Below are 23,994 nucleotides of genomic sequence, written 5' to 3'. Positions count from 1 at the left end.
TTAATAAGAGACGCCGAAGCTTCCGTATCAACGGACTAGCGGTCGTCCCGCGTTTGAATGCGCGCAGTATTATTGGCAAACGTTTGCGCGCCGGAAAGTCGATTCAGCATAGATCGCGGCACCCTAGGGAATCTCCTTATCTCAAAATTACCGCAGGTGATGCGCGATGGATAAAACGGTGTGCAGAAGACGATTTCGTCACGTGTAGCAGCGGAGGGCGCGTGACGGCTGCGTGAAAAATATGCAAGCCCGATCGCTCGCTCGAACGCGTTCTGCCCAGCGTCTTCGAAGCGCGCGGTGTGCTCGGGTTGCGCGCGGGTTGTGCGTGTGCGACGAATAACCGCGCAGCGTCTATCCTGAAGGACGTGATACATCGACGCGACGGCTCGCCGGGCTGTCGCGTCTGCATGCACGACCTTCCCCGTGACCTCGCGGGATACGGAGACGAGATGACAACGCACGATGCTTCGCAGGCGCTCGATCCCTCGGACTATGTCGCCCAGCATTTGCAGCATTTCTCTACGGCGTCGTCGGCCTCGGCCTCGGCAGTGTCGGGGCAACACGTGGGCGTCGTGGTGTGGAACCCGTATGCGCTGCTTCTGGCGGCCGCGGTGTTCGCGGTGCTGATGGCCGTCGCCGCGCGCAGAGATCGCGGCGCGGTTTTCAGTCTCGGTCGCGACACGGGTTTCGCGCGACGCCTGTACGTCTGGTGGTCATGCGCGTGGCGCCAGGGGCTCGCGAGCACGCTGCTTTTCATCGTTGCCGCGGTGGCTTTCCATTTCCTGATGCCGCGGACGGCGGTGCCGCTGATGAAGTTTTCGCACGAACTCGTCACGTCGGAGCGCGCGCGGAATTCGCCGATGTTGTCGCTGATGATCGCGGCGATGCCGGTGCTCGTCGCGATCGGGATTTACTTCGTAGTGAGTTTGCCGCTGGCGGGATACATGGTGCGCAACGGATTCGACGCGCACGCTTTTCCCGGCCCCGAACGTTTCGGCTTCCGGCACGCGGTCCTGCTCGGACTCACGACGTATGTGTGGTCCGTGCCCGCGAGTCTCGTGCTTGCCGACTTTGCGGTGACGCTGCCGGATCATGCCGCCGATGTGCTGCGGGCCATTTTTGTCGTGGCGTGGGGCATGTACATCGTGCTGCCGCGACAGGTTCGCAGAGTGGGGCGGCTGGCGACGGCGTGAACGATAGCAGCGGGAAGCAGTGCTCAGGTGTCGGCATCGAGGCTCGAACGTGTGCATTGCAATTGCCGCCGTCGCACGATCATCAACAGGCAAACGCCGACCGATGCGGCGATATTGACCGCCGGATAAAAAGCGACGGCGACGCTCCACATGGGCAGCGCGAGAATCGCCAGCGCGTACTTGAGCACGCACAGCGCGAAATAGGAAAGACTTTCGCCCCACGGGTCGCGAATGGTTTTGCGCACCGTCGGCCCGAGCCCGACGAGCTCGATGAAGGTCACGAGGCAGATCGCCAAGGTCGGATCGCTGGTGAGCATCCACAGCGGGATCGCCGATAGTGCGGCAGCGAGGCACAGCCAATCGAATGCGGTCCGGCTGCGCTCGCCTCGAAAAATACTCGCCACGAAAACGAACAGGCAGGTGGCGGCAATGACCGCCGTGCACCAGGCCGAGGGACCGGCGCCGGCAACGAACTGACCCGCCGCCGCGATCGCCGTGACAACCGACCAGATGAGCCACGTGAAAAGATGCGGCCGCGTGGTGCCGCGCCAGATCGCGAGTCCGTATGGCAGAAACGCGAGCAACGAAACGATCGCACCCGCGACGCCGAAGAGGCGGGTCAGGTTGGGGGCGAGGGTGATCATGAGGACATCGCGGCGCTCACGGCGGATTAAAGAGAATTGGCGTTCGGTGCGACGCCTCAGACTACCATTCTCTTCGTGTTGACCCGCAAGCCCGGCGAAGCGCCATCACGTCATGCGCCGATCCGCTGCGTGCTTTGCGATTTGACGATCGACCCACCGCTGTCCCCATTCGAACGCGTACTGCGTGGCGTCGCTGCAGGTCCGAAACGGCGGCCCGACCAGTCCCGATCGTTCTATTCGTTTGCCATCCTTAATGATTTCGGCCTCGGCACGAAACATCTGGTTGCGTCCGGGCTGTGCCGTCGCATGGATGATGTAGCCGCGTTCGTCGGCGAATAACGCGCCGCCAGGCGAACGGTCGACCCGCCACGGATGGTTCGTGATCTGCTGCGCCGCGTCTCTCTGCGGGTCACTCGCATGGCGGACGGGATTAACGTTCTCGACGAGATGCAAATGCGTGACGTTTGTCGCGACGTCATGCTGCGACGCATTCGCACTTGCGATCGCGCGCACGTGGTCGCGCGTGCTGGTCAATTGCCGGGTCATTTGCGCAAAGGGATCGGCGGGCGCCGCTTCGCCGACACCGACGCGTGGCGGTTGCCAGAACTCGGGGCTGGTCCAGTGCGCGAAGCCGGGGTTGTCGGCGGCGCGTCGCACGCAGGCGACCGTACGGACTTCGCCGACAGACTGCCCGACGACGGACGGCACGTCCGGCACAAAGGCAAACTGCCGGCCAGTCAGCGAGAGAATCTGGACCATCCGCGCGAGCGTGCCGTTCAATTGCCACTCGGCGAAACGGCGCCGGCAGGTGGGACCCGACGGGAAGCGGCGCGGCAACCTCGACCAGGGCTCGCCGGTGGTGAGAATCCACAGGACCGCGTTGATGACGATTCGGAGGCTTGCGCGGGGCCGGCCGCGCTGGCCAAACCTTACCGCCGGAACATCCTTAAAGAGCGTCGACAGACACGCCCATTCGTCGTCGGTCAAATCATCGAAAGACATCTATTTCTCCATGCGGTGCGGTCGGCCCTTGACTTCGAAAACCGCGATTTTTATCCGCTCAATAACGGCGATTTGCACTTTCCGCCTTTGCTGAGGGAGATCGCTTCTGGACGTGTCGCACCCACGGTGGTTATCCAACGCATGCCGGGCAATGAAGGGGCGTTGTGCTGTGGCCGGTTAGATAGTTAGGATAGCTTTTGGTATTTTCGATCGTCAAGATGGCAAGTCGGCCTGCGTCATTGTTTTCGAGCGCCGAAATGCATTATCGAAGTATTTTACGCTGCGGCTGACAAAATTTAAACGTTAAGTAATTCAATTCGCTGACTATGGGATTTTTCATAAATCCGGACTGAACGGAATGCGAACTTATTGATGGGAAATGAAAAGCATCAATCATCAAAAAATGATGCGGCTACTTTGAATGCGATGTCATGACCAATATCCTGAAATAACGGTTCGCGGCCGATGGCGTGGGGGCAGGCTTTGATCTATATGCGGGTTATGCATCACGGATTTATTCGTGCGAGAAACAATATCTCATAAAAACTATTCAATCTGGTTATTCCGAATAAAATCGCAAATTGCGTATTAGAAATGCATTTTCTTATCCCAATATCATAAAGGCGAATATATTTGATATCCTGATCGGGAAAGCAGTGTTTTTGTTCTCGTATGAACTTCGATGTGAAATGCAAAGGCGCGTGATACACCCGGCGCTCACGGGAAATAAAAATCAGTATGAACGGGGTCAATCGGTTTTCTGCTGAACGGTTTTCTCAACTCAATGCGCTGAGGGGAATTGCCGCGCTCACGGTCGTATTGAACCACTTTACGGTAATTGATCCATTGCGCGAGCTATGGCGCACGCCATTGCGTTTCGTGTTGAACGGTCACAACGCGGTGATCCTGTTTTTCGTTATTAGCGGCTTCGTGCTGACGTTGCAGTTGACGTCGCCCGAGCCGCCTGGCTATCAGGACTATCTGGTCAAGCGCGTCTGCCGCATCTATCTGCCGTATCTCGCGGTCTTCGGGGCGGCCTGCGCGATCATGCTGCTGGTCTATCGCGGGCCGGTGTCCTGGGCGGGTGTGTGGACCAACAGTGCGTGGGACGGCAGGATCCCGGTCTCCGAGGTGCTGCAGCACGTGTTCTTCGTCGGCGTGTATCGGGCCGAACATATCGTGCCGGTGATCTGGACGCTGATCTACGAGATGCGCATCGCGCTGTTCTTTCCGCTGCTCGTGATGGCGGTTCGCCGCCTGCGTGTGCATCATGCGCTCGCGCTGGCCATCATCGCGTCGGCGTCGGCCTATCTGGCGCTACTCGTCGAAGGCAAGAACCCGTACAACGCCAATCTGAAAGTGCAGTGGGAATTGACCGCGCACTTCGCGGGTATTTTCGTCGTGGGGACGTTGCTGGCGTTGCATCGCGCGCGCTGGTCCGCGTGGCTGCAGGTGCGCGGGCGCAAGGCGTTGGTGCTCGGTGTGTCGCTGGCTCTGTACTTCCTTTCGCAAGCGGTGCTGCGCGTGGCGCCGAGCGGCATCGCGGACTTCCTGTTCGACTGGGGCGTGGCGACCGGCGCGGCCGGTATGGTGTGCGTCGCGTTGTCGTCGGCGCATATCACGTCGATACTGGCGTGGAAGCCGATCGTCTTCGTCGGGATGATTTCGTACAGCCTGTATCTGACGCACACGGTCGTGCTGCTGGCGGTGATTCATGCGATGCCCGCAGCCAATACTGCATGGCTCGCGCTCGCCATCGCGGCGCTGCTCGTGATTCCGGTGGCGACGCTCGTTTATTTCGCGGTCGAGCGTCCATCGGTTGCGATCGGCCGGGCGTTGACGTTGCGCAGGGTGTTACCTGTCGACAGAGATCGTCGGCGCAGGGGCGAATCCGCCAAAGAACCCGGCAACGCCTCCGCCGTTCAATCGCCCGGCAGACGATAGGCAAACTCGTACGAATGCGCGCCGTCGACGATCTCGATCCTGAACTCGCCGTCGATGCCGCTCAGCTCGCCCGTGCCCGAATCCGGCACGACGGTGACGGAGAGCGAGGAGGCGCCGCGATTCATCATGCCGTGATGCTGCAGCACGAACGTGCCCTGCTTGCCCGCGAGCGTGCCGCTCACCTGTTCGATCGCGACATAGCCGGCCGAGCCCTTCACGTCCGTCATCGCGCTCAGCATCTGCCCTTGCGTGGTCGCGACGAGGTCGCCGGAGATCTGCTTGTCGATCGACATGCGGCCGAGTTTCGCGTCGGTCGGCGCGTTCTCGAACGGCAGCGGTTGCAGTGAAACGATGAAGGTGCCTTTGGCGATGCGGGTCATCGGAGATGCCTCCTTGCATGAACGGGTGTGAGAGAAACGGCGACTCCAGGTAGCCCTGGGAGCGGCGCCACGGTGGCGACAATCGCGCGTTGCAACCGTAGCACACGCGGCTGTCAGGAAGCTGTATCCGCGTTGGCGTTTGCCGTGCCGAACGCGTCCGCGAACTCGCGCCGCAGCCACGCGAGCCCCTGATCCTGATCGTGCGCCGCGGCCCACATCGACGAAACCTCGTAGCCGGGCACGTCGAACGGCAGCGGACTCAGCGCGAGACCGAGCGTATCGCGCCACACGCGGCCGATAAAATCCGGCACCGTCGCAATCGCCGCCGTGCGTTGCACGATGAACGGGCTGGTCGCGAAGTTCGAGCTCGAAAACACGACCTCGCGCTCGACGCCCTGCATCTCGAGCCGTTCGTCGATGAAGCCGTGCAGCCCCGCGCTGAACGAGGTCAGGATATGGCGGTGACGCAAGAATTCGTCCATCGACAAACGCTTGCGCCGCGTTCTGACCAGGCTCGGGTTGTAGACGCTGACGAAGCGCCACGAAAACAGCGGGAACCGGCGCTGCCACGGCACGCATTCGCGGAACACGCCGAGCGCGAGTTCGATCGCGCCTTCGTCGAGCATCGCGGCGGCGCGCGTCGAATCGGTGGCGCGCGCGATCAGCTTGACGCCGGGCGCCTTGTCGGCGAGACGCGCCATGATTTCCGGCATCAACAGCACCTCGAGCGAATCGCTGAGGCCGATCCGAAAGACCCGCTGCGCGTGCGCCGGATCGAAGCCGGGCGGCTGCGTGAGCGCCTGATGCAGCGATTGCAGAAACGGCTCGATCTGCCGCGCGAGTTCGAGCGCGCGCGGCGTCGGCGTCATGCCTTGCGGCGTGCGCACGAACAGTTCGTCGCCGAAAGTTTCCCTGAGACGTTTGAGTGCGCCGCTCACCGCAGGCTGGCCGAGAAACAGCCGTTGCGCGGCGCGCGTGACGCTGCGCTCCTGCAGCAACGCGCGGAAGGTCAGCAGCAGGTTCAGGTCGAAACGCCGAAAATCATTTTCAATGATGTTGTCCATGATCTCAAACGATTTGAATGATGGGCGTGCACCGCGCATTCTACTGCCACGGGTCTTCCGTTCATCCACAGGAGCAGGGACATGGACTGGCAAAATCAGAAGGTCGTGGTGCTGGGCGGTTCGTCGGGCATCGGTCTCGCGACGGTCAAACGGCTTGCGGCGGCAGGCGCGAGCGTCGTGGCGGTGGGCCGCGAGCGCGCCAGGCTGGACGACGCGCTGCGCGACGTCGGCGGCCAGGTGACCGGCGAGGCGCTCGACTGCACCGATCGCGCCGCGCTCGAACGCTTCTTTGGCGGCCTCGGCCGCGTCGATCATCTGGTGATCACGCTGTCCGGTGGCGAGGGCGCCGGCCCATTCGCCGAACTCGATCTGGCGGCGCTGCGGCGCGGTTTCGAAGCGAAGTTCTGGCCGCAGCTCGAGGCCGCGCAGAGCGCGCTGCCCACGCTGCGCCGCGACGGTAGCCTGACGTTTCTGACCGCGATCTCGGCGCGCATCGCGAATCCGGGCACGGCGGGGCTGGGTGCGATCAACGGCGCGCTCGAAAGCATGATCGGCACGCTGGCGCGCGAGCTGGCGCCGCTGCGCGTGAACGCGGTGTCGCCGGGCGTGGTCGATACGCCGTGGTGGGACCGGTTTCCGGCGAGCGTGAAGACCGAGCTGTTTCGTCAGCAGCGCGAAACCTTGCCGGTGCGGCGCGTCGGCCAGGCCGACGACGTCGCGCATGCGCTGCAATTTCTGCTGGAGAACGCGTTCATGACGGGTGCGGTGATCGAATGCGACGGAGGTTTGCGGCTGCTGTGAATTCGCGTGCCGGCGTGCGTGGGGTGTGGTCAGGCGTGGTTTGCGCGATTCACCCGCCGCGGCAGGAACAGCGTGGCCGCGAAGCACAGCGCATGCAGCGCGGCGAGCAACGCGAAGACTGGCAGGAACTGACGCGGTTCGGCGTGCGCGGGACCGTGCATCGTCAGCGCGACGATCATCGACAGCACCGTCGCCGCGAACGGCCCGCCGATCCTCTGCGCGATGTTCAGCGACGTATTCGCGTCTGTGTTCCTGCTATTCGCTTATCTACCCGCTCAGGCCGTTTCGCGGCTCGCCGCCACCACGGCGGCCGGCTGCACCTGCGCGAGATGGCGCAGCAGCTTCGTCACCATCGCGACGACGACGAACGCGATCACGACGAAGAACAGCGCGAGCGGTGTGAGAATCTGCACCGACACGAAGCCGGCGAGCGCCATCATCGCCGACGACACCAGCAGCAGCGCGCAGCCGAGGATCGCGCTCGTCAGCCCGGCGATGTGCGGGAACAGCGAGTTGCCCTTGGCCATCAGCGTCGGATACATCGCGCCCGCGCAGAAGCCCATCACCAGTACCGGCGTGGCGAGCGTCCATACGCGCAGGCCGACCGTCAGCGCGAGCAGCAGCATCGCCACCGCCGCGCTCGCCATCAGTCGCGCGCCGATGCGCAGGCGTTGCTCGGCGCTCGGCAGACGCGGACCGTGCAGCCGGTTCGACAGACCGCCGAGGAAGTACATCATGCCGATGCCGAGCGCGAGGTAGCCGAAGAAGGTCGGCGGCTTGTGCAGCGTGTTCTGCACCATGAACGGCCCGATGATGTTGAAGATCAGCAGGATGCTGTAACACAGGCCCTGCGCGAGAAAGCAGCTCTGGAACACTGGGCTCGCGAGCACCTTGCGCGCGTTGGCGATCAACGTGCGCGGTTCGAGATGCACGGGCTTCGGCAAGGTCTCGCGATAACGCCACAGCAGCGCCCACATCACCAGCGAATAGAGCAGCAGGAACACGAGGCACGCGCGCCAGCCGAACAGCGTTTGCAGATGCGCGCCGATCACTGGCGCGATGATCGGCGCGAGTCCCCACGCGATCGACATGTAGGTGAACGCGTGCATCAGCGCGGCGCCCGCGAACGAATCGGTGATGATCGCCTTCGCGAGCAGGTTGGTGCTGGCGATGCCGAAGCCCTGCAGCGCACGGGCGAGGATGAACGTTTCCAGATTCGGCGCGGCGAGCGACAGCAGGCAGCCGATCGTGTAGACGGTGAGGCCGAACGCGAGCACGCGTTTGCGGCCGTACGCATCGGCGATCGGGCCGAAGATCAGCTGACCGAATGCGTAGGCGGCCATGTAGCCGGTCACGCTGGTCTGGATCGCCTGCGGCGAGGTCCCGAAGTAGCGCGCCATGGCGGGCAGCGCGGGTACATAGATGTCGATCGCGAGCTGCCCGGCTGACGCGAACAGGCAGATCAGGAATAGCAGGAAGCGCGGCGAATTCGGGGCGGAGGCGGCGGAAGCGGGCTGGTCGGCGGTGGCGTGGTTCATGGGTGCATCGAAAGGAAATACTGGCGGCGCGGCATCGGCGTGTTCGGATGGCGAACGGGATATGCGGAATGCCTGCCATTATCGCCGGGTATTGTGCCTGCGCGCTGGCGGGGAGAGGGATTTCCCCCTGGTGGGGGAGTGGATTGGCGGGGCTGGGAATGGTGCTGCCTGGGTAGTCGGGCGCGGAGTGAAGGCCGGCTGTTGGCGTTTGGCGGGTTTTTTGCGCCGATAGCGTGTCCGTTGCCAGTCCACGCGGTTTTACTTCGAGCAGGCCTCAAGCGCTTGCAGCAGCTCGCTCTGATCCGCCGGATCCTGGAAGAACGCCTCGTTCAGGCTTCCAGGTTCGTCGTTTGCGAAGCGGCTGCCCGGGCATGGCTGGCTGCGGGGCGGCACGCTGGAGGCCGCCCAGACCATCGCGCCAACCATGACGGCAAGCAACGCGGTGCATACGCCGAGGCCGATGATCCAGCGCTTCGTATCGGTGGCCATGGGCTGGCTGCCGCCCGCAACCCGCGAGGACTTGTTGTTGTGCGTCGAGGATGGATTCATGTTGGGTTCCCGATAGTCGGCGTTGAAGAAATCAGCATCACCATCTTCCATCCGCGCGTAAGATTGGAAAAGTTGAATTTACTGATCTATTAATTCAGTTTTTCTGACCAACGACTTTCGAGCGATTTCAATGAGAGAACTCAGTCTCGATCGCCTGCGCACGCTGGTTGTCATTGCCGATCTGGGCTCTTTCGCCGAAGCGGCTCGCGTTCTGCACCTCGCGCCGCCCACGGTGAGTCTGCACATCGCCGATCTGGAAAGCCGCGTCGGTGCGCCGTTGCTGTCGCGCAAGCGCGGGCAGATACGGCCGTCCGCGATCGGCGAGACATTGGTGGCGTCTGCCCGCCAATTGCTGACCAACGCCGAGCAGGCGCTCGACGAGATACGGCGGCAGGTGGAAGGCATCGGCGGGCGGGTTCGTCTCGGCGCTTCCACGGCGGCCATCGCGAATCTGTTGCCGCGGGCGCTGGAGAAGCTTGCCGCGGCGCATCCCGGGATCGACGTGCAGATCGCGGTGCTGACTTCCGGGGAAACGCTCGGCCGACTGGCGGACCACTCGCTCGATGTCGGCATCGTGGCGCTTCCTCAGGCACCGATCCGGGGACTCGCTATCGAGCGATGGCGCCACGATCCCGTTGTCGCCGTCATGCCGGCGAGCTGGAAGTGTCCGGCCCGCGTCACGCCGCAATGGATCGCCGCCAGGCCGCTGATCCTCAACGACTCCGGCACCCGACTTGCGCGTCTGACGACCGAATGGTTCAGCGCCGCGGGTCAACACCCGACGCCCCGCATCCAGCTCAACTACGCGGATGCGATCCGGAGTCTCGTGGCGGCGGGCTACGGCGCGGCACTGCTGCCGCAGGAGGGCGGCAATGCGTTGGCGGATGCGCGTGTCGTGACACGTCCACTGCGTCCGGCGCTCTGGCGGCAACTGGGTCTTGCCTACCGTGCGGGCACCACCGAGCAGCCTGTGCGGCATGTCCTCGACGTACTGCGGAGCTTGCGGGCGAGCCAGGCGTGAACCTGCGCTTCGGCGTCGGCTAATAACCGCTCATGCGGGACATTTGCGCGACGTCTGCGCAACGCTTGTGCGCTCGGCACTCGAAACAAACGGAAACATGTACGTTAAGCGCCCCAGGGAATAAACCGGCACACTTTGGCGTTAGCCTGCTACGGGCCGCGCGTTAGTGTGCGCGGCGACCCCGGATTCGAGAGCACATCGCCCGTCTCGGGTCAGTGGATTTTCAACCAGCTTTCGCCGTCTTCATCGCCTTCGCAACCGGAACGACCATGACTACCCCCGCGGACCCCCTGGCCGAGTCGACCGATGCCGCCGCACCGCGACGCTATACGCGTACCGCGATCACGCTGCACTGGCTGATCGCACTGCTGATGATCGTCAACGTCGTGCTCGGCCTGTCCGCCGATTCGTTGCCCGACGACTGGGTGCGTCCGGTGATCGACACGCACAAGTCGATCGGCATCACCGTGCTCGGCCTCGCGCTGCTGCGCATTCTGTGGCGCGTGTCGCACCGGCCGCCGCCATTGCCGCGCGAGTTTCCGGCGTGGGAAAAGCTCGCCGCGCATCTTGCGCACTTCGTGCTGTATCTGCTGATGATCGCGTTGCCGCTGTCGGGCTGGCTGCACGACTCGGCGTGGAAAGACGCGGCCACGCATCCGATGCAGTGGTTCGGCCTGTTCCAGTGGCCGCGCATCGGCTACGTGATGCAGCTCGCCCCCACGCTGAAGGAAACCTTGCACGACCGCTTCGGCGCATTGCATACGTGGCTCGGCTACGCGCTCTATGCGTTGCTGGCGATGCACATCGGCGGCGCGCTCAAGCATGAGTGGATCGACCGCAAGTCGGTGTTCCGACGCATGACGCCGTAAGCCGCGGCGCCGCCGCTTCCAAACCAGAGTCGACACGTCTTGAAGAAAACCCTCGAACAGGCCCTCGCGCTCGCGTCGCCCCGCATCCTGCCGCGTCGCGCGACGGCGGCGAGCGCGCTGATCCATGCCAGCGTCGTCGTGCTGTGGGCGTTGCTATTTGCGCGCGCGTTCTTTCTGCGCGGTACGTTCGCATGGTCGACGGGCATCGCGTATGTCGTCTACGACACGCTGCTGCTCGCGTTCGTCACGTGGAAATCGTTGCCGCTCACGCGCCGCGCGCCGCCGCTCGAAGCCGATTACGAGCAGCGCGAGTTGCCGGCGATGGGCGTGATCGTCGCGGCGCATAACGAAGCGGCCGTGCTGCCGGTCACGCTCGCCGCGCTGCTGCGGCAGACGCACGGCCCCGCGCAGATCGTGATCGCCGACGACGGCTCCACCGACGCCACCCGCGCACTGCTGACCGACCGCTTCGGCCTCACGCCCGCCGCCGACGGCGTACTGAGCGCACCGAGCGCGCTTTATCCGAACCTCTACTGGCTGCGCGTGCCGCACGGCGGCAAGGCGCGCGCGCTGAACGCGGCGATCACGCTGATGACGACCGAGACGGTCATGACCGTCGACGCCGACACGCTGCTCGACGACGACGCCACCTACGCGATGCGCGTCGCGTTCGCGAACGAACCGAAGCTCGTCGCGGCGACCGGCATCCTCGTGCCGGTGTGCGGCAAGACGGTATCGGGTCGCGTGTTCCAGTGGTTCCAGACCTACGAATACATGCGTAATTTCATCGCGCGCTTCGCGTGGATGCGTGCTGACAGTCTGCTGCTGGTGTCGGGCGCGTTCGCATCGTTCCGGCGCGATGCGTTGGTCGACGTCGGCGGCTTCGATCCGCAATGTCTGGTCGAGGACTACGAACTGATTCACCGGCTGCGCCGCTATTCGGTCGATCACGGCCTCGATTGGGACGTACGCGTGGTCGGCGAAGCGCACGCGCGTACCGACGCGCCCGACACGCTCGCCAGCTTTCTGCGTCAACGGCGCCGCTGGTTCGCGGGTTTCCTGCAGACGCAGTACTGGAATCGCGACATGACCGGCAATGCGCGCTACGGCACGCTCGGCACGCTGATGCTGCCGGTCAAGGCATTCGACACGATGCAGCCGATCTACGGGCTGACCGCGTTCGCGTTGCTGCTCGGCTTCCTGTTCGGCGGCCATGGCGCGATCGTCGTGTCGATCTTCAGCGTGATCGGCCTGAAAACGGCGATCGACCTCGCGTTCTATCTGTGGAGTATCCATCTGTACCGACGCTGGACCGGCGAGCGCAGCGGCAACAGTCTCGGCATGGCGATGCTCGCGGCGATCGCCGAGCCGTTCTCGTTCCAGCTCGCGCGTCATCTCGGCGCGGCGCTCGGCTGGCTGCACTTTCTGCGCGGCGGCCGTGCGTGGGGTGCGCAGCGACGCTCGGGGCTCGTCGCGAGCGACGAGCATTGAGTGTTCAGCATTGAGTGTTGAGCGGGACGCACGGTTCGCGAAGTCGACGTGTGTGCGGTCCGCTGAACGTGCCGCTGTGCCCGATCGGAGTCGACCCGGCGCACCTTCCCGCAACGTCCACTCAGGTCATTTTTTCCGTCGTGTCCGCATCGCGCAGGTAGCTCCTTCGCGTCGACGCGTGATGGTCCGCGTGGTCGTTTGCGCAAGCCGTGCTGCGACACTGGATGCATGCCGGCGTCGGACCTATCCGCTGGCGGCATCGGGTAGACTGGCGGCGATGCCTCTCGCGACATCGCAAGGCGGCAACCCACTATCCGCTCGCGCACGGAGGCTTGACTTTTATGCATGCTGTTCCCCCGCTCGAACAAGACATCGCCGACACCACCGTCGCCGCATCGCCTGCTCAGGCGGCGCCGCAGAATTCCGCCACGCCCGCATCGTCGAGCGGCGCCCACGCTTCCGGTCTCGCCACCAGCGGCGCGCCGGTGCGCGATCTGCGCCGCGTCGGCATCCATCCCGACTACTGGTATCCACTCGCGTGGTCGCATGAAGTGAAGCGCGGCAAGACGCATGGCGTGACCTTCGCCGGCGATCCGATCGTGCTCGCGCGCACCGAAGGCGGCAAGGTGTTCGCGCTCGAAGACCGTTGCGCGCATCGGCAGGTGCCGTTGCATCAGGGCGTGGTCGACGGCGAGTCGATCCGCTGCGGTTACCACGGCTGGACCTACGACTGCTCCGGCAAGTGTATCGACGTGCCCTATCTGGGCCGCGAGCGTCTGCCGAACGGCGTGCGCTCGTATCCGTGCCAGGAAGTGGAAGGGCTGATCTTCGTGTTTCCCGGCGATGCCGCGCTCGCCGAACAGCGTCCGCTGCCGGGCCTCGGTTCGGTGTCGGACCCGAAGTACAAGACGCGCCGCTTCGGCCGTCCGGTCAAGTGTCATTACTCGTTCATGCACGAGAACCTGATGGACATGAACCATCAGTTCCTGCACCGCCGCCAGATGGGGCAGATGCGTGCGCGTTCGCTCGGCCGGCGACACGGCGACGGCTGGGTCGAGGTGGACTACACGTTCGCGCGGATGGCGGGTCAGCAGCCGCTCGGCGAGGCGATCGTGTTCGGCCAGAACCGCAAGACCGGCGGGCACAACGACAAGGACGTGATGACGATCCGCACCGAGTATCCGTATCAGACGCTGCAGATCCGCAATGCCGATCAGACGCTGGTGATGGACCTGTGGATCGTCTACGTGCCGCTCGATCGCGAGCAGCGCACCAACCGGACCTTCGGCCTGCTGTCGATCCGCAAGCCCGGCATTCCCGGCGTGATGAATCTCGCGTGGCCGCTGCTGGTGTGGTTTACCGAACGCATCTTCAAGGAGGACCGCGAGATCGTCGAGGCTGAGCAGCGCGCGCACGATTCGCAGGGGGCGGACTGGAATCACGAGGTGTTTCCGGTCATCAACGATCTGCGCGCGTTGCTGCGCGAGTACGGCGCGCCGGATCAGGTGGTCGGCGTCGGCACCGGCGACACCGCGGTGATCCGCTTCTGGGATTCGCGCCAGGGCAATCCGCTCGCGAAAACCTGAGCGCGGCGGCGCGGCGCGCATCGGTTGATTCAGCCGGGCGCGCCTCGCTCCACGTCGCGCCCCAACTCCTCCCTTCCTGCATTGCTTCGCGCGGGTTTCCCGCCCTTCGCGAATTAATCCATCTCCCCACGGTAGACAATGCGCGCCACGCGAGCGGCGATAATGTCGCGCCGGTACGTTATTGCGCGCCGGCTTGCGCCAGATCGACGTGAGCCGCAAACGCGTGCGTGTACCATTGCGCTTTTTCCGAACTTCAAGACACGCCCGTGACCACGCAAACGACTACCACCACCTCGCGTAAATCCCTCACCCTGATGCAACTGCTGGGCCTGATCGGCGCCGCCGGCCTGATCTCTTCGATCGCGCTGAACATGCTGATCCAGGCACGCTGAAGCATCGCCCGCATTGCGCGGGTAGCCCGCAGGTAGCCTTACGCCGGCGTGCGTCGCCGGCCTCATCCAGATTCCGATTGCCATGTACAAGAAGGGCGTAGCCGTAGAAATCCAGTTTTCCCCCGAGCGACTCAACGACGGCGCCGGCGATCCCTACTGGATCGACCTGACCCAGGACGAAGCGCAGCGTCTGCTCGACGCGCTGCAGGCGCGGCTCGCGGGAACCGGCAGCGGCACGGTCGCGCCGCTCGTCGTGAGTCTCGACGCGACGTCGCGCGCTGCCGCGCCGCATCTCGAGACCTCGACGGCGCCCACGGCCGAACCCGCCGCCTCCTCCGACGATTTCAAGCAGTGGGTATGCGTGATCTGCGGCTGGGTCTACGACGAAGCCGCCGGCCTGCCGGACGAAGGCATCGCGCCGGGCACGCGCTGGGCCGACGTGCCGGCCGACTGGCGCTGCCCGCTGTGCGACGTGGGCAAGGAAGACTTCGCGCTGGTGGAGTTTTGAAGCTCTGAAGCTCAGACGCGGGACAGGGCCGAGGCCGATGGTTTGAGCCCCGGCACTTAAAGCCTGAAGCGTTGCGGCGCTTTTCACATCCCAGCGCTTCGACGGCGCCCCGCGTTCCCCCGCGTTTTCCAGGTTCCCCGCTCTCCGTTACGCCGTCCCTTCCGGATAATCCGCGCCTTCGGTCGTCGCCTTCCAGTCGTCGAAATCCTTGCGCATGAAATCGAGCTTCTTGTGCGCAAGTTCGAGCGCGATCTTGCCGAGCAGCAGACGCAGCCAGAGCGCGGCGTCCACGCTGTAACTCACCTGATCGGCATCTGACTTGACCGTCCCTGAGCCACTGCTGTACGAAACGTTCGACACGCCGAACGACGTCAGGTTGGCGTTGAATACGACCGCAGCCTTGCCAGCATCGACACGGTAGTTGACCGCAAAAATGTTGCTGGGAACGCCGGTCGTCATCGAGCCGTAGCGCATGAATCCGATCGGCCCGTCGCCTCCCACCAGATTCGTGTTGATCACGGTGCTGTTGTTCGACGTAAAGTTGCTCGCGTTGAGCTCGGTCGCCCGGAAAACGTCCGTGTTCGTCACGTAGATGCCGTCCTAGTCTGTCTCGTCGATGTGCGCCCCATCGGTGTTGACGTTGCCGGCGGACCGGATACCGTGGTAAAGCAGACCGGCCTACAGATTGCCGTTCACGTCTTTTGCGGACGATGCCCGGTTGCCGCATCGTCGATACCGATTCAGAATTGAGCCGTTAGCTGAAACCCAATCGTCACGCTCGACGCAGGAAAGCCCGACGGCGCATAGATGGGCGTACCCGCGAATACGTCGTAGCTGTACGTACCGAGACGCGAAGGCACCGAGCCCTTCAGGCCGATGGCCGCGCCCGCTAGTTGCGTGCCGGCAAGACTCGCCGCGGACGGACCCCACAGGTGGCCATAGTCGAGGCCTGCGTAGAGAACCTGTCCCGAAGCCCCAAGCAGATACTGGAGTTCGTTGCGCCAGTAGAAACCTTTTTCGGCCGCGAGCATCGTCTCGCCACTGAAACCGCGCACCGTATAGCGGCTACCGATGGTCAGGTCGTCGATATAGTTCAGTTCGTCGTTGGTGAACTGCCCGTGTACGGTTCCCTCGTAGCGTAGCGATTGGCCTGCCATCTTAAACGGCACCGAGAGGTTCGCGTCGAGCGTCGCCATGTGGAAGCGGTAGGTTGGCCCGCCAGGCGTATCAGGCTGGGCGCCTAGCCCGCCGATACCCTGCCGGTAAGCGAGCGTGCCGTCGAACTGCGCCGCACCAAAGTAATGCCGGTTGGTCAGCCCCGCCTCGATGAATGTGTTGTTGCGGTACTGCTGGGGTATTTCGGCATCCTCGATAAAGCTCGCGCCGAACCGCTTGACAAGCTGGAACTCGACGCCCGACACATCGTTCTGACTGCGGTGGATGACCCGTTCAAGTTTGAAACCCGCCGTCTGCGCATTGCCGCTCGCGACGAAAATCTGGCTGGCCTGTGCAACCTGCTGGTAGTAGGTGTTCGTGTAGCCGTATAGCGTGCCGGTCCAGTAACCCCACGGCACTGCATACGACGCGTTCCAGCCGTGCGTACCGAGGTCGTGATTGCCAAACTGCAAATCCTGGTTGAACCCCGCCGAGAGAATGTCGTTCAGGCCCAGGATGTTATATAGACCAAGCGATACGTTACCGATGTAGCGTCCCGTTTCGTCGGTCCCGGAGTTGTCTGCCGAGACGACGAGCGACCACGGTTTTGTACGCTTGACGGTCACGACGACATCGCTCTCGCCGGGCGACGTACCGGGAACAATCTGCATGGTCGCGTCCTGGTTCGGTACGCGCTTCATCTGTTCGAGACCCTGCTCGAGGTCGCGCAGCTGGAGCACGTCCCCATCGCGTGCGGGGAAAGCGGTTTTGAGGGTGCCGCGTGTATTGGTGTCCGCAAACTTCAGATTCCGGATGACGCCTGGTATGAGGGCAAACTTGAGCGTTCCCTTGGAGAGGTCCTGCGCGGGCAGGAGGACCCGCGTCGTAATGTAGCCACGACTCAGGATGACACCTTGCAGGCCCCTGGTCAGCAGGTCGAGGCCCTGTTTGCCGACGCATTGGCCCTCGTAGTGCCGTAGCCAGTCATTCAGGAACGCGAACGGGTCCACCGGCAATGCCGACGCGCCCTTTACGCGGTCGACCTCGGGCAACGTATCGGGTACGTCGACCGTGAAGGTGTCGATACGGAAACACGGCGTCTCGACGGGCAGCACGGGCCATTCTCCTGCCAATGGCGCAGCCGAGCGCACAACCGGCGCGGCGACCGCCGCCGCGCGTTGCTGCGCGTCGCGCTGCTGCTGGAGCTGCTGGTTCTGTTCGGCGTTCGTGCGGACCGCTGCCGCGGTGTCGGCTGGCGTAGGCGCTTGTTGAGCATTTGACGCGAGTGATACTAAGGCTATGAGCGGCAACGCCGCCAGCCTCTTTCTGATTTTCATGCGAGAAGTCTTTCTAGAACTAAATTTCATAGGGATTGCCGCGATGGTTGATCAACGCTTTCGCGTCACAAGCCGAATTTTCGTTTTCCATACTGACGGATCCCTTCACCACTTAGATTTGACCGATAAGGTCACTTGCCGGCAGTCTTCTCAGTAGTTCGCTGGAATCAGAACTGATTTCATCGTTGCCATGAGTGACTTTGACGTGGCCGTCCTTGAGCACAGCCGAAGAGGGAGCAGGTAATGCCAGAAACGGAATCACTTCCGGCCGCTTGCTCGCAATCTCAAACAGTGACGCTAAACGTCCATCGCTAGAAGTATTCTGCTCAGTCGTGAACAGCCACCCCGAATCGGTTCCGTTAGGCGTTTCGCGGAACATCTGAAAATTTTTCGCCCCCATGAAGTCGAGGGAGATGACTCCAGACTGCCTCAATGATGGAAACGAAGGCTCTACGCCCAGCTGTTCCGCTACGCTCTTTTGAACAATCAGTTGTTTGTACGTTTTGCTCGCGCCTCGCTCCCAAACAATCGAAACTTCACCGAACCGCGGTTCCCAAATGTCCAGCTCACCTGTTTCAGTGGATTTGAGCATGAGTAGCATCCAGCCCATCTGAACGGTTTCTCCCGCCTTGAAGACAGTGCCCTGTCTAACCGCGTCCTCAAAGTAAGAGAGTATTGGCTGTGCTCCGAACGCTGGGCCGGAAGGTAACGAGACAACGATGTTGGGATGTGCCGACAGTCCCCGAAAATTCGTTTTCACTTCAGTCATGATGTCATTTTCCAAGCATCACGTTAATCCGGCCAGTGATGTAGTTCTTCAACGCTGCGGCTTGTGCAGCACTAGCCTCAATGTAGTTCGGATCGAGCGGTTGTCCCTTATAGGTCGTCCACTCTCCTGGCATCTTCGCCTTTCGACGAGTTGAGTGAACCGGGTAGACCTTGCATGTTTACAGGATCGTTCAATAAGTCACTCTGGCGCACGGGGGGTGAGTAGTTTGAAGCCTTCCTGTTGTTTGATCCAGTTCTGCGGCAGGATACGGTCTGCTGCGAGTCTACCTTCAGCTTGCTTTACGTCGTTTGACAACGGATCAACGTATGTCCCGTTCGCGTTCGCGTTGTCGCGCGTGTCTGGATTCGGAGACTTGCTTAACGTGGCGTAGCCGTGGTCGTAACCAGCAATCGTACTACCGCTAGAGGCCGCCCCCGCAGCGAGCGCCCGAGCCGCCGCCGATTCCACCAGCACCGCCCCCGGACTCGCCACAGGCGGGACACGCCTCCGCCCATACCAACGACCGCATTCAGGCCGTTCGCAATGCTTTGCAGTGCCAGCGAGAACAGCGACGGCGACTTGCTCCCACTCTCTTATGTTTCAGAAATCGACATCACTGTTCATCGCCTAGCAATTGTTTGTCTTCCCATACATCTTCGTAGGCTTCGGTAACACGAAAACGCCAACCCGGTGGCAGGCCAAGATATGGCAACACCAAAGGCGCCCAATCCTGTAAATGTGCGGCGTGCAAAGGGACAAAGAAGTCGTGGTCTTCCGACATTTTCTCGCCGGCCCAGATATACCATCCACACGTATCACCTTCAGGAGTAACACGAAGGCCGTTTAGCGGACGCACGCCATCCTTAACGTTGCGAGAAATACCGACCTTTAGATTCAGATCGCAGCCTACGAAGGACGTGCCGAAGCGAGAACAAACGTTCTTTTGCTGTTCGTTGAGGTTCACGTTCATTGATTAAAATCCAAAATAATTTCGCGTCAATTTGCCAAACGCGCCCAATTGCCCACCTTGGATGTCACTGTTGCCCGTCGCGCCCGCAATCGCATCGGCCACGTTGTTCAGGCTGCCCGCGAGCGTAGCGGAGACACCCGCACCCGCCGCACCGCCAAGCGCTCACATGCCGCCCAGCCCGCCGGTAAGCGCTCCGCCTGCCCCGTGCAGCGCCACGCGGTACGTGCCGCCCTCATCCCGGTCAGCCGCCTCCTGCCCGTACTGCGCAACGAGCGCCGGGGCGCCGGCAGCAATGGCTATGTCCTGGTTGCGCAGAGCTTCGTTCTGTTTGCCTTCCGCGTACTGTCCGATCCAGGTCGCCACCGCTTCGCCCGCCGCAGTGTCACGCCGACGTTGAAAATGTAATTTCCGCAAGGAAATGCAGCGACATATCGTAAGCGGACGCCTGTTCCCAGATGTTCATATTTTTATTCAAAGAGCAGAGAGAAGACTTCACCTTCTAGTCGAATCTCCCTTCGCTTCCTTAGATAAAAATCTATCAACACCTTCGCAACGTTAGTTGAAAATTCAACATCAACCCCGTCCAGATAAAGCGAAAAATCGTATGCGCTACCATTCCTGCTCCACGCGACAAACACGTCAACTTCTTCTGACTTCCAAAATTGAACATTTGTTATTTCTCCTGTTCCGATCTTCTCCTGCAAACTAATTTCTTCGAATGAAATTTGCTCGCCTTCGTCTGTGCATGACGTTATTCGGCCATTCCCTGGATTCTCCAGCGACAGGCCGACAGTCCGTAGCAAAGAGGCTATCAAGCCGAATACAAGATCGATCTGTCCGGGAACAGTTAAACGATAGAGCGCTGACATCATTTACTCCCAGAGAAAATTTTTACATTGGATTCGCCAAGTATTTTGGTCGCAAGATTAATGGCCGATTGTGGCGTTCCTTCGGCAAAGTAGACTTGCGCAGAGACACCGCGTTGATCCGCGATGGTCTGATAGATACGAAGCTCCGTCCCCAGCTTACCCAAATTGTTTGCTTTGGCAGGCCCACCAACTGCGATCAAGTCACCATTTTCTGCAACTACATCTATATCCGTCGAGCCCAACCCCTTAACGGCGACTTGTTCGCCTGATGTTGAGCCGTTGACCAGATTCGCAACCGTTTCTTCTCGTTGCTGTCCAACTAGACGAGCTGCCTCGCCAGAAGAAGAGGTGCCTCCAGTGTTAGCGCCTTGGCTACTGCTTTCATCATTCCCGCTATTGAGCGTCGAGTTACCCGGCCCATACCCCGTAGTAGTGCCCCCGGCCATTGCCCCTTTAGCCGCGCCGCCGCCTGCCGACACCGGACTCGGACTCGGGCCAACCGGTGGACCTCCTTCCAGCGCCAACCCCACTCCCAGCGCATCCCTTACGCCCATCATGAGCATATCAAACAGCGTGGGTGACTTCTTCCCAGGATCGCCCGTCAATGCCCGTTCGTCATCGACTGACTGGTTATACAACTGGACGTTCGACGCCATCGCCGCGCCCGCCGTACCACCGACCACAGCTCCGCCTACGCCCGCTGCAATGTTGGCCGCGAGATTGCCGATCAGGTCCGACCCCGTCGCCGATGCTACACCCTTCGAGATATCGTTCAGTGAACCGGCCATCTTCGATGCCGCGCCCGCGCCAGCAGCGCCGCCAATTGTGCTGAACACGCTACCGCCGCCGAGCCCGCCAATCAGCGCGCCGCCTGCGATGTGCAGTTCGGCGCGCGAATCGCCGCCTTCCTTCCAGTTGTTGTAGTCAGCCGCCGCCGCTGCCATGCCCTCGCTGTCACCGCTCTCGGACGCAGCCTTGTAGGCCGCCGCCGCGTCGTCGCGCTTCATATCCGCATACGCGCCGATACCCTGCGATACCACCTGACCCGCCGCCTGGGCAGCCTGCATCGTGTCGGCCTGCTGCGACAGGATGGCGTTCACGTCCGGCGTTTTCGCGACCGTGCCATTCGTGTTCGCCGTATCGCGGGAGAGACCCGCCACGTCCTGCGTCTGGTCGGCGCCGTTCGTCACGTTGATCGTGCCCGCGCTGATCGCGCTGCGCGTCGTTGCGCTCTGGTCGCCGCCTTCGTTCTGCGAAATCATCGGCGACACGCCTGGATGGCCGCTCACCGAACCGGGGCCAGCCGCGTTGCCGGTGCTACCGCCGAAACCCACACCTGCGCTGACGCCGTTGCTGGTCGCGTCATAGTGATCCAGCTCGGCCGCCCCGTCATCACGCCAGACTGAGCAACGCCATAAACAGCAAACCCAGCTCGAAGGTTGGGTTTGCTTTTAATGCACCTTGGTTCTCGTTGTCTGCCAATGCTTACGGGCCTCATTCAGGCTGCTTTGATTGGCACCTCCTGCGAATGTGGGATCATCTGACTGCACTGGATCGTCTTCCCAGCCACACACAGGACAGATTTCATAATCGTCTCGTACACCAATTGTCAAGCTCTCACAGCATGGGCACGGTAAGCGACTTTCTTTCTCTTGCATCATTGTTTATTCCAATAGTCCATTCCAGCCGCCGGTTTGAACATCGTCTTTGGCGCACCGTCTTTGGTTTTTGATGCAAACGTGTTCGTCGCTGGATCGTAATACAAGGTATCGCCATTGGGCCGCGTCTTGGTAAGCGTCCCATCGGGTGGATTGTTCACGAAGTCCTGCGCTGCCTGAACATATTGCATCGAGTTTTGATACTCAGGGAACTCGTCGCCGTGTTTCGTCGAATGGCCGTAGGCATTCTCAACTGGCGTCTTGTCCTTTGTTGAAGACCAGAACGTACTCTTATCGCCATCGCCGCTGTTTGCGTCGCTATTGTTCCCACTATTGAGCGTCGTATTACCCGGCCCATACCCCGTAGTGCCCCCGGCCATTGCCCCTTTAGCCGCGCCGCCGCCTGCCGACACCGGACTCGGACTCGGGCCAACCGGTGGACCTCCTTCCAGCGCCAACCCCACTCCCAGCGCATCCCTTACGCCCATCATGAGCATATCAAACAGCGTGGGTGACTTCTTCCCAGGATCGCCCGTCAATGCCCGTTCGTCATCGACTGACTGGTTATACAACTGGACGTTCGACGCCATCGCCGCGCCCGCTGTACCACCCACCACCGCTCCGCCCACGCCCGCTGCAATATTGGCCGCGAGATTGCCAATCAGGTCCGACCCCGTCGCCGATGCTACACCCTTCGAGATATCGTTCAGTGAACCGGCCATCTTCGACGCGAAGCCCGCGCCAGCAGCGCCGCCAATTGTGCTGAACACGCTACCGCCGCCGAGCCCGCCAATCAGCGCGCCGCCTGCGATGTGCAGTTCGGCGCGCGAATCGCCGCCCTCCTTCCAGTTGTTGTAGTCAGCCGCCGCCGCTGCCATGCCCTCGCTGTCACCGCTCTCGGACGCAGCCTTGTAGGCCGCCGCCGCGTCGTCGCGCTTCATATCCGCATACGCGCCGATACCCTGCGATACCACCTGACCCGCCGCCTGGGCAGCCTGCATCGTGTCGGCCTGCTGCGACAGGATGGCGTTCACGTCCGGCGTTTTCGCAACCGTTCCATTCGTGTTCGCCGTATCGCGGGAGAGACCCGCCACGTCCTGCGTCTGGTCGGCGCCGTTCGTCACGTTGATCGTGCCCGCGCTGATCGCGCTGCGCGTCGTTGCGCTCTGGTCGCCGCTTTCGTTCTGCGAAATCATCGGCGACACGCCGGGATGGCCGCTCACCGAACCGGGGCCAGCCGCGTTGCCGGTGCTACCGCCGAAACCCACGCCTGCGCTGACGCCGTTGCTGGTCGCGTCATAGTGAGACTGGTTCTGGATGTCACTGAACGTGAGCGTGCCGGTCGTCAGGCTGTTCTTCGATGCGTCTGCCGTGCTCGATATCACGCCGCCCGTCAGGTCCGTGTTGCCCTTGACGTTGACGTTAAATCCACCATCACCCGCATTGATCCCAGCCTGTTCGTTGACGCCTGCGTAGTTCGAATCCGCATGGCCGTTCTGCGCGCTGAAGCTGGCGCTTCCGCCACCCTGGCTGATCGTGAACCCGCCGCCTGTGCTGCTCTGATGCGCGGCGCTATTCGTCACGTCCTGCACACTCACGATATTCAGGTTGCCGCCCACGTCGGCCGCAATCTGTTTGCCATTGATCTGCGAGCCGATGATGTTCGTGTCTCCACCCGATATCACCGTGACGCTGTTCGCACCGTTCACATGCGAAGCGTTCTGGATCGACGCGTCGCTGTTGGCATCACCATGCGCGTTCGACATCGCAGCCGAGACACCAAAGCCGCCACCCAGCGTGTACTGCACGCCAACACTTGCGCTGCTGGAACTGTTCGAGCTACGCGTCGAATCCGTGTCCGTCGTGTTGATGACGTTCACCTGGTTTTTCGCCGCCAGAATGACATCGTTCGCGCTTACGTTCGACCCGGCGATAGTCAGGTCGCCGTTCGTCGCCACGAACCCCGCCGTGCCGCCTGCCTGCACGCTGGAGCCGCGTTGCATCGTTTGATCTTCCGACGACTGGCTTTCGCTTTTGCTCGATCCGATGCTGACCTTGATGCCGATATCCGGCTTGCCGTCCGCTGTCACGCCCGCAGACGTCAGGCCGGTCAAGGCCACATCGCCCGCCGCCGCAATACTGTGCAGCGCAGCCGCACGGTCGTTGCCGGTGCTAGCCGAATTCTTCGCCGCCTGGCTTTCCGAATACGCGTTGTTGATCGCATCACCGACCGAACCCGCCAGACCGATCGTGA

At 62.2% G+C, this 23,994-nt stretch carries 24 protein-coding genes and 1 pseudogene; 10 read left to right on the top strand and 15 right to left on the bottom strand.

The window, feature by feature from the left end; translation table 11 throughout:
- The first annotated feature begins 449 nt into the window (after nt 1-449).
- A complete protein-coding gene (locus tag HHL14_RS11045) occupies nt 450-1,193 on the top strand; it encodes a hypothetical protein (protein ID WP_169497646.1) in 744 nt (247 codons plus the stop codon).
- 23 nt (nt 1,194-1,216) lie between these two features.
- Here HHL14_RS11045 and HHL14_RS11040 read toward each other — a convergent pair whose 3' ends face one another.
- Together HHL14_RS11040 and HHL14_RS11035 are read right to left on the bottom strand one after the other, a co-directional pair.
- Entirely contained in the window at nt 1,217-1,837 is a 621-nt protein-coding gene (locus tag HHL14_RS11040) for a hypothetical protein (RefSeq protein ID WP_169497645.1), read from the bottom strand.
- 105 nt (nt 1,838-1,942) lie between these two features.
- Nucleotides 1,943-2,824, bottom strand: coding sequence for a transposase (locus HHL14_RS11035; protein ID WP_169497644.1), 882 nt, complete (start codon nt 2,822-2,824; stop codon nt 1,943-1,945).
- Nucleotides 2,825-3,577: 753 nt separating this feature from the next.
- Between HHL14_RS11035 and HHL14_RS11030 the strand changes: the two genes are divergently transcribed.
- Nucleotides 3,578-4,783 (top strand): acyltransferase family protein, encoded by a 1,206-nt coding sequence (locus HHL14_RS11030; RefSeq protein ID WP_169497643.1) that lies wholly within the window; start codon nt 3,578-3,580, stop codon nt 4,781-4,783.
- On the opposite strand, the gene HHL14_RS11025 is transcribed toward HHL14_RS11030, so the two are convergent.
- Nucleotides 4,762-5,163 carry a DUF3224 domain-containing protein gene (locus HHL14_RS11025; RefSeq protein WP_169497642.1) on the bottom strand — a complete coding sequence of 134 codons (402 nt, stop codon included), beginning with the start codon at nt 5,161-5,163 and terminating at the stop codon, nt 4,762-4,764. The genes HHL14_RS11030 and HHL14_RS11025 overlap by 22 nt on opposite strands.
- A 113-nt stretch (nt 5,164-5,276) precedes the next feature.
- On the bottom strand, nt 5,277-6,227 hold the full coding sequence (locus HHL14_RS11020) for a LysR family transcriptional regulator (protein ID WP_169497641.1): 951 nt from the start codon (nt 6,225-6,227) through the stop codon (nt 5,277-5,279).
- 81 nt (nt 6,228-6,308) lie between these two features.
- On the opposite strand from HHL14_RS11020, the gene HHL14_RS11015 reads away from it, so the two are divergent.
- Entirely contained in the window at nt 6,309-7,028 is a 720-nt protein-coding gene (locus HHL14_RS11015; protein WP_169497640.1) for an SDR family oxidoreductase, read from the top strand.
- A 29-nt stretch (nt 7,029-7,057) separates the two neighbouring features.
- On the opposite strand, the gene HHL14_RS11010 is transcribed toward HHL14_RS11015, so the two are convergent.
- From HHL14_RS11010 to HHL14_RS33155, 3 genes are all read right to left on the bottom strand, one after another.
- Nucleotides 7,058-7,207 (bottom strand): hypothetical protein, encoded by a 150-nt coding sequence (locus HHL14_RS11010; protein ID WP_169497639.1) that lies wholly within the window; start codon nt 7,205-7,207, stop codon nt 7,058-7,060.
- Nucleotides 7,208-7,303: 96 nt separating this feature from the next.
- A complete protein-coding gene (locus HHL14_RS11005) occupies nt 7,304-8,566 on the bottom strand; it encodes a multidrug effflux MFS transporter (RefSeq protein WP_169497638.1) in 1,263 nt (420 codons plus the stop codon).
- Between the two features lie 258 nt (nt 8,567-8,824).
- On the bottom strand, nt 8,825-9,166 hold the full coding sequence (locus HHL14_RS33155) for a hypothetical protein (RefSeq protein WP_230412997.1): 342 nt from the start codon (nt 9,164-9,166) through the stop codon (nt 8,825-8,827).
- 79 nt (nt 9,167-9,245) lie between these two features.
- On the opposite strand from HHL14_RS33155, the gene HHL14_RS10995 reads away from it, so the two are divergent.
- The 6 genes from HHL14_RS10995 to HHL14_RS10975 all read left to right on the top strand — a co-directional run bounded on the left by HHL14_RS10995 (nt 9,246) and on the right by HHL14_RS10975 (nt 14,982).
- Nucleotides 9,246-10,136 carry a LysR family transcriptional regulator gene (locus HHL14_RS10995; protein ID WP_169497637.1) on the top strand — a complete coding sequence of 297 codons (891 nt, stop codon included), beginning with the start codon at nt 9,246-9,248 and terminating at the stop codon, nt 10,134-10,136.
- A gap of 269 nt (nt 10,137-10,405) precedes the next feature.
- Entirely contained in the window at nt 10,406-11,005 is a 600-nt protein-coding gene (locus tag HHL14_RS10990; protein ID WP_169497636.1) for a cytochrome b, read from the top strand.
- A 39-nt stretch (nt 11,006-11,044) separates the two neighbouring features.
- On the top strand, nt 11,045-12,496 hold the full coding sequence (locus HHL14_RS10985; protein ID WP_169497635.1) for a glycosyltransferase family 2 protein: 1,452 nt from the start codon (nt 11,045-11,047) through the stop codon (nt 12,494-12,496).
- Nucleotides 12,497-12,837: 341 nt separating this feature from the next.
- The gene (locus HHL14_RS10980) at nt 12,838-14,082 is read left to right on the top strand and encodes an aromatic ring-hydroxylating oxygenase subunit alpha (RefSeq protein WP_169497634.1); all 1,245 of its coding nucleotides are present in this window, start codon (nt 12,838-12,840) and stop codon (nt 14,080-14,082) included.
- Between the two features lie 266 nt (nt 14,083-14,348).
- On the top strand, nt 14,349-14,474 hold the full coding sequence (locus HHL14_RS33560) for a hypothetical protein (protein ID WP_268966603.1): 126 nt from the start codon (nt 14,349-14,351) through the stop codon (nt 14,472-14,474).
- 82 nt (nt 14,475-14,556) lie between these two features.
- Nucleotides 14,557-14,982, top strand: a complete 426-nt coding sequence (locus HHL14_RS10975) for a rubredoxin (RefSeq protein WP_169497633.1) — start codon at nt 14,557-14,559, stop codon at nt 14,980-14,982.
- 147 nt (nt 14,983-15,129) lie between these two features.
- On the opposite strand, the gene HHL14_RS33150 is transcribed toward HHL14_RS10975, so the two are convergent.
- The 4 genes from HHL14_RS33150 to HHL14_RS10955 all read right to left on the bottom strand — a co-directional run bounded on the left by HHL14_RS33150 (nt 15,130) and on the right by HHL14_RS10955 (nt 19,213).
- Nucleotides 15,130-15,570 (bottom strand): hypothetical protein, encoded by a 441-nt coding sequence (locus HHL14_RS33150; RefSeq protein WP_230412996.1) that lies wholly within the window; start codon nt 15,568-15,570, stop codon nt 15,130-15,132.
- 152 nt (nt 15,571-15,722) lie between these two features.
- Nucleotides 15,723-17,474 carry a ShlB/FhaC/HecB family hemolysin secretion/activation protein gene (locus tag HHL14_RS10965; RefSeq protein WP_169497632.1) on the bottom strand — a complete coding sequence of 584 codons (1,752 nt, stop codon included), beginning with the start codon at nt 17,472-17,474 and terminating at the stop codon, nt 15,723-15,725.
- 112 nt (nt 17,475-17,586) lie between these two features.
- Entirely contained in the window at nt 17,587-18,243 is a 657-nt protein-coding gene (locus HHL14_RS10960; protein ID WP_169497631.1) for an immunity protein Imm33 domain-containing protein, read from the bottom strand.
- Between the two features lie 613 nt (nt 18,244-18,856).
- Nucleotides 18,857-19,213, bottom strand: a complete 357-nt coding sequence (locus HHL14_RS10955) for an immunity protein Imm33 domain-containing protein (RefSeq protein WP_169497630.1) — start codon at nt 19,211-19,213, stop codon at nt 18,857-18,859.
- Nucleotides 19,214-19,261: 48 nt separating this feature from the next.
- Here HHL14_RS10955 and HHL14_RS10950 point away from each other — a divergent pair, with 48 nt between their 5' ends.
- Nucleotides 19,262-19,618, top strand: a complete 357-nt coding sequence (locus tag HHL14_RS10950; RefSeq protein WP_169497629.1) for a hypothetical protein — start codon at nt 19,262-19,264, stop codon at nt 19,616-19,618.
- 62 nt (nt 19,619-19,680) lie between these two features.
- On the opposite strand, the gene HHL14_RS10945 is transcribed toward HHL14_RS10950, so the two are convergent.
- The 4 genes and pseudogenes from HHL14_RS10945 to HHL14_RS10930 form a co-directional block, all read right to left on the bottom strand.
- Complete coding sequence (locus HHL14_RS10945; RefSeq protein ID WP_169497628.1) at nt 19,681-20,085, bottom strand: hypothetical protein; 405 nt, start codon at nt 20,083-20,085, stop codon at nt 19,681-19,683.
- The gene (locus tag HHL14_RS10940; RefSeq protein ID WP_169497627.1) at nt 20,082-21,344 is read right to left on the bottom strand and encodes a hypothetical protein; all 1,263 of its coding nucleotides are present in this window, start codon (nt 21,342-21,344) and stop codon (nt 20,082-20,084) included. Before HHL14_RS10940 ends, HHL14_RS10945 begins: the two co-directional genes overlap by 4 nt.
- Nucleotides 21,345-21,533: 189 nt before the next feature.
- On the bottom strand, nt 21,534-21,740 hold the full coding sequence (locus HHL14_RS10935; protein ID WP_230413006.1) for a CPCC family cysteine-rich protein: 207 nt from the start codon (nt 21,738-21,740) through the stop codon (nt 21,534-21,536).
- Between the two features lie 521 nt (nt 21,741-22,261).
- Nucleotides 22,262-23,994: pseudogene (locus HHL14_RS10930) on the bottom strand (hemagglutinin repeat-containing protein); the annotation flags it as partial.

Source organism: Paraburkholderia antibiotica, assembly GCF_012927125.1.
GTDB classification, from domain to species: domain Bacteria; phylum Pseudomonadota; class Gammaproteobacteria; order Burkholderiales; family Burkholderiaceae; genus Paraburkholderia; species Paraburkholderia antibiotica.
Note: the sequence above shows the minus strand (reverse complement) of the source record. Positions and strands in the feature narration are given on the sequence as shown.

Coding starts and splice junctions, on each gene's coding strand:
- HHL14_RS11045 (WP_169497646.1), top strand. CDS start 450: ATGACAACGCACGATGCTTCGCAGGCGCTCGATCCCTCGGACTATGTC.
- HHL14_RS11040 (WP_169497645.1), bottom strand. CDS start 1,837: ATGATCACCCTCGCCCCCAACCTGACCCGCCTCTTCGGCGTCGCGGGT.
- HHL14_RS11030 (WP_169497643.1), top strand. CDS start 3,578: ATGAACGGGGTCAATCGGTTTTCTGCTGAACGGTTTTCTCAACTCAAT.
- HHL14_RS11025 (WP_169497642.1), bottom strand. CDS start 5,163: ATGACCCGCATCGCCAAAGGCACCTTCATCGTTTCACTGCAACCGCTG.
- HHL14_RS11020 (WP_169497641.1), bottom strand. CDS start 6,227: ATGGACAACATCATTGAAAATGATTTTCGGCGTTTCGACCTGAACCTG.
- HHL14_RS11015 (WP_169497640.1), top strand. CDS start 6,309: ATGGACTGGCAAAATCAGAAGGTCGTGGTGCTGGGCGGTTCGTCGGGC.
- HHL14_RS11010 (WP_169497639.1), bottom strand. CDS start 7,207: ATGATCGTCGCGCTGACGATGCACGGTCCCGCGCACGCCGAACCGCGT.
- HHL14_RS11005 (WP_169497638.1), bottom strand. CDS start 8,566: ATGAACCACGCCACCGCCGACCAGCCCGCTTCCGCCGCCTCCGCCCCG.
- HHL14_RS33155 (WP_230412997.1), bottom strand. CDS start 9,166: ATGGAAGATGGTGATGCTGATTTCTTCAACGCCGACTATCGGGAACCC.
- HHL14_RS10995 (WP_169497637.1), top strand. CDS start 9,246: ATGAGAGAACTCAGTCTCGATCGCCTGCGCACGCTGGTTGTCATTGCC.
- HHL14_RS10990 (WP_169497636.1), top strand. CDS start 10,406: ATGACTACCCCCGCGGACCCCCTGGCCGAGTCGACCGATGCCGCCGCA.
- HHL14_RS10980 (WP_169497634.1), top strand. CDS start 12,838: ATGCATGCTGTTCCCCCGCTCGAACAAGACATCGCCGACACCACCGTC.
- HHL14_RS10975 (WP_169497633.1), top strand. CDS start 14,557: ATGTACAAGAAGGGCGTAGCCGTAGAAATCCAGTTTTCCCCCGAGCGA.
- HHL14_RS10965 (WP_169497632.1), bottom strand. CDS start 17,474: ATGAAAATCAGAAAGAGGCTGGCGGCGTTGCCGCTCATAGCCTTAGTA.
- HHL14_RS10960 (WP_169497631.1), bottom strand. CDS start 18,243: ATGACTGAAGTGAAAACGAATTTTCGGGGACTGTCGGCACATCCCAAC.
- HHL14_RS10955 (WP_169497630.1), bottom strand. CDS start 19,213: ATGAACGTGAACCTCAACGAACAGCAAAAGAACGTTTGTTCTCGCTTC.
- HHL14_RS10945 (WP_169497628.1), bottom strand. CDS start 20,085: ATGATGTCAGCGCTCTATCGTTTAACTGTTCCCGGACAGATCGATCTT.
- HHL14_RS10940 (WP_169497627.1), bottom strand. CDS start 21,344: ATGATTTCGCAGAACGAAGGCGGCGACCAGAGCGCAACGACGCGCAGC.
- HHL14_RS10935 (WP_230413006.1), bottom strand. CDS start 21,740: ATGCAAGAGAAAGAAAGTCGCTTACCGTGCCCATGCTGTGAGAGCTTG.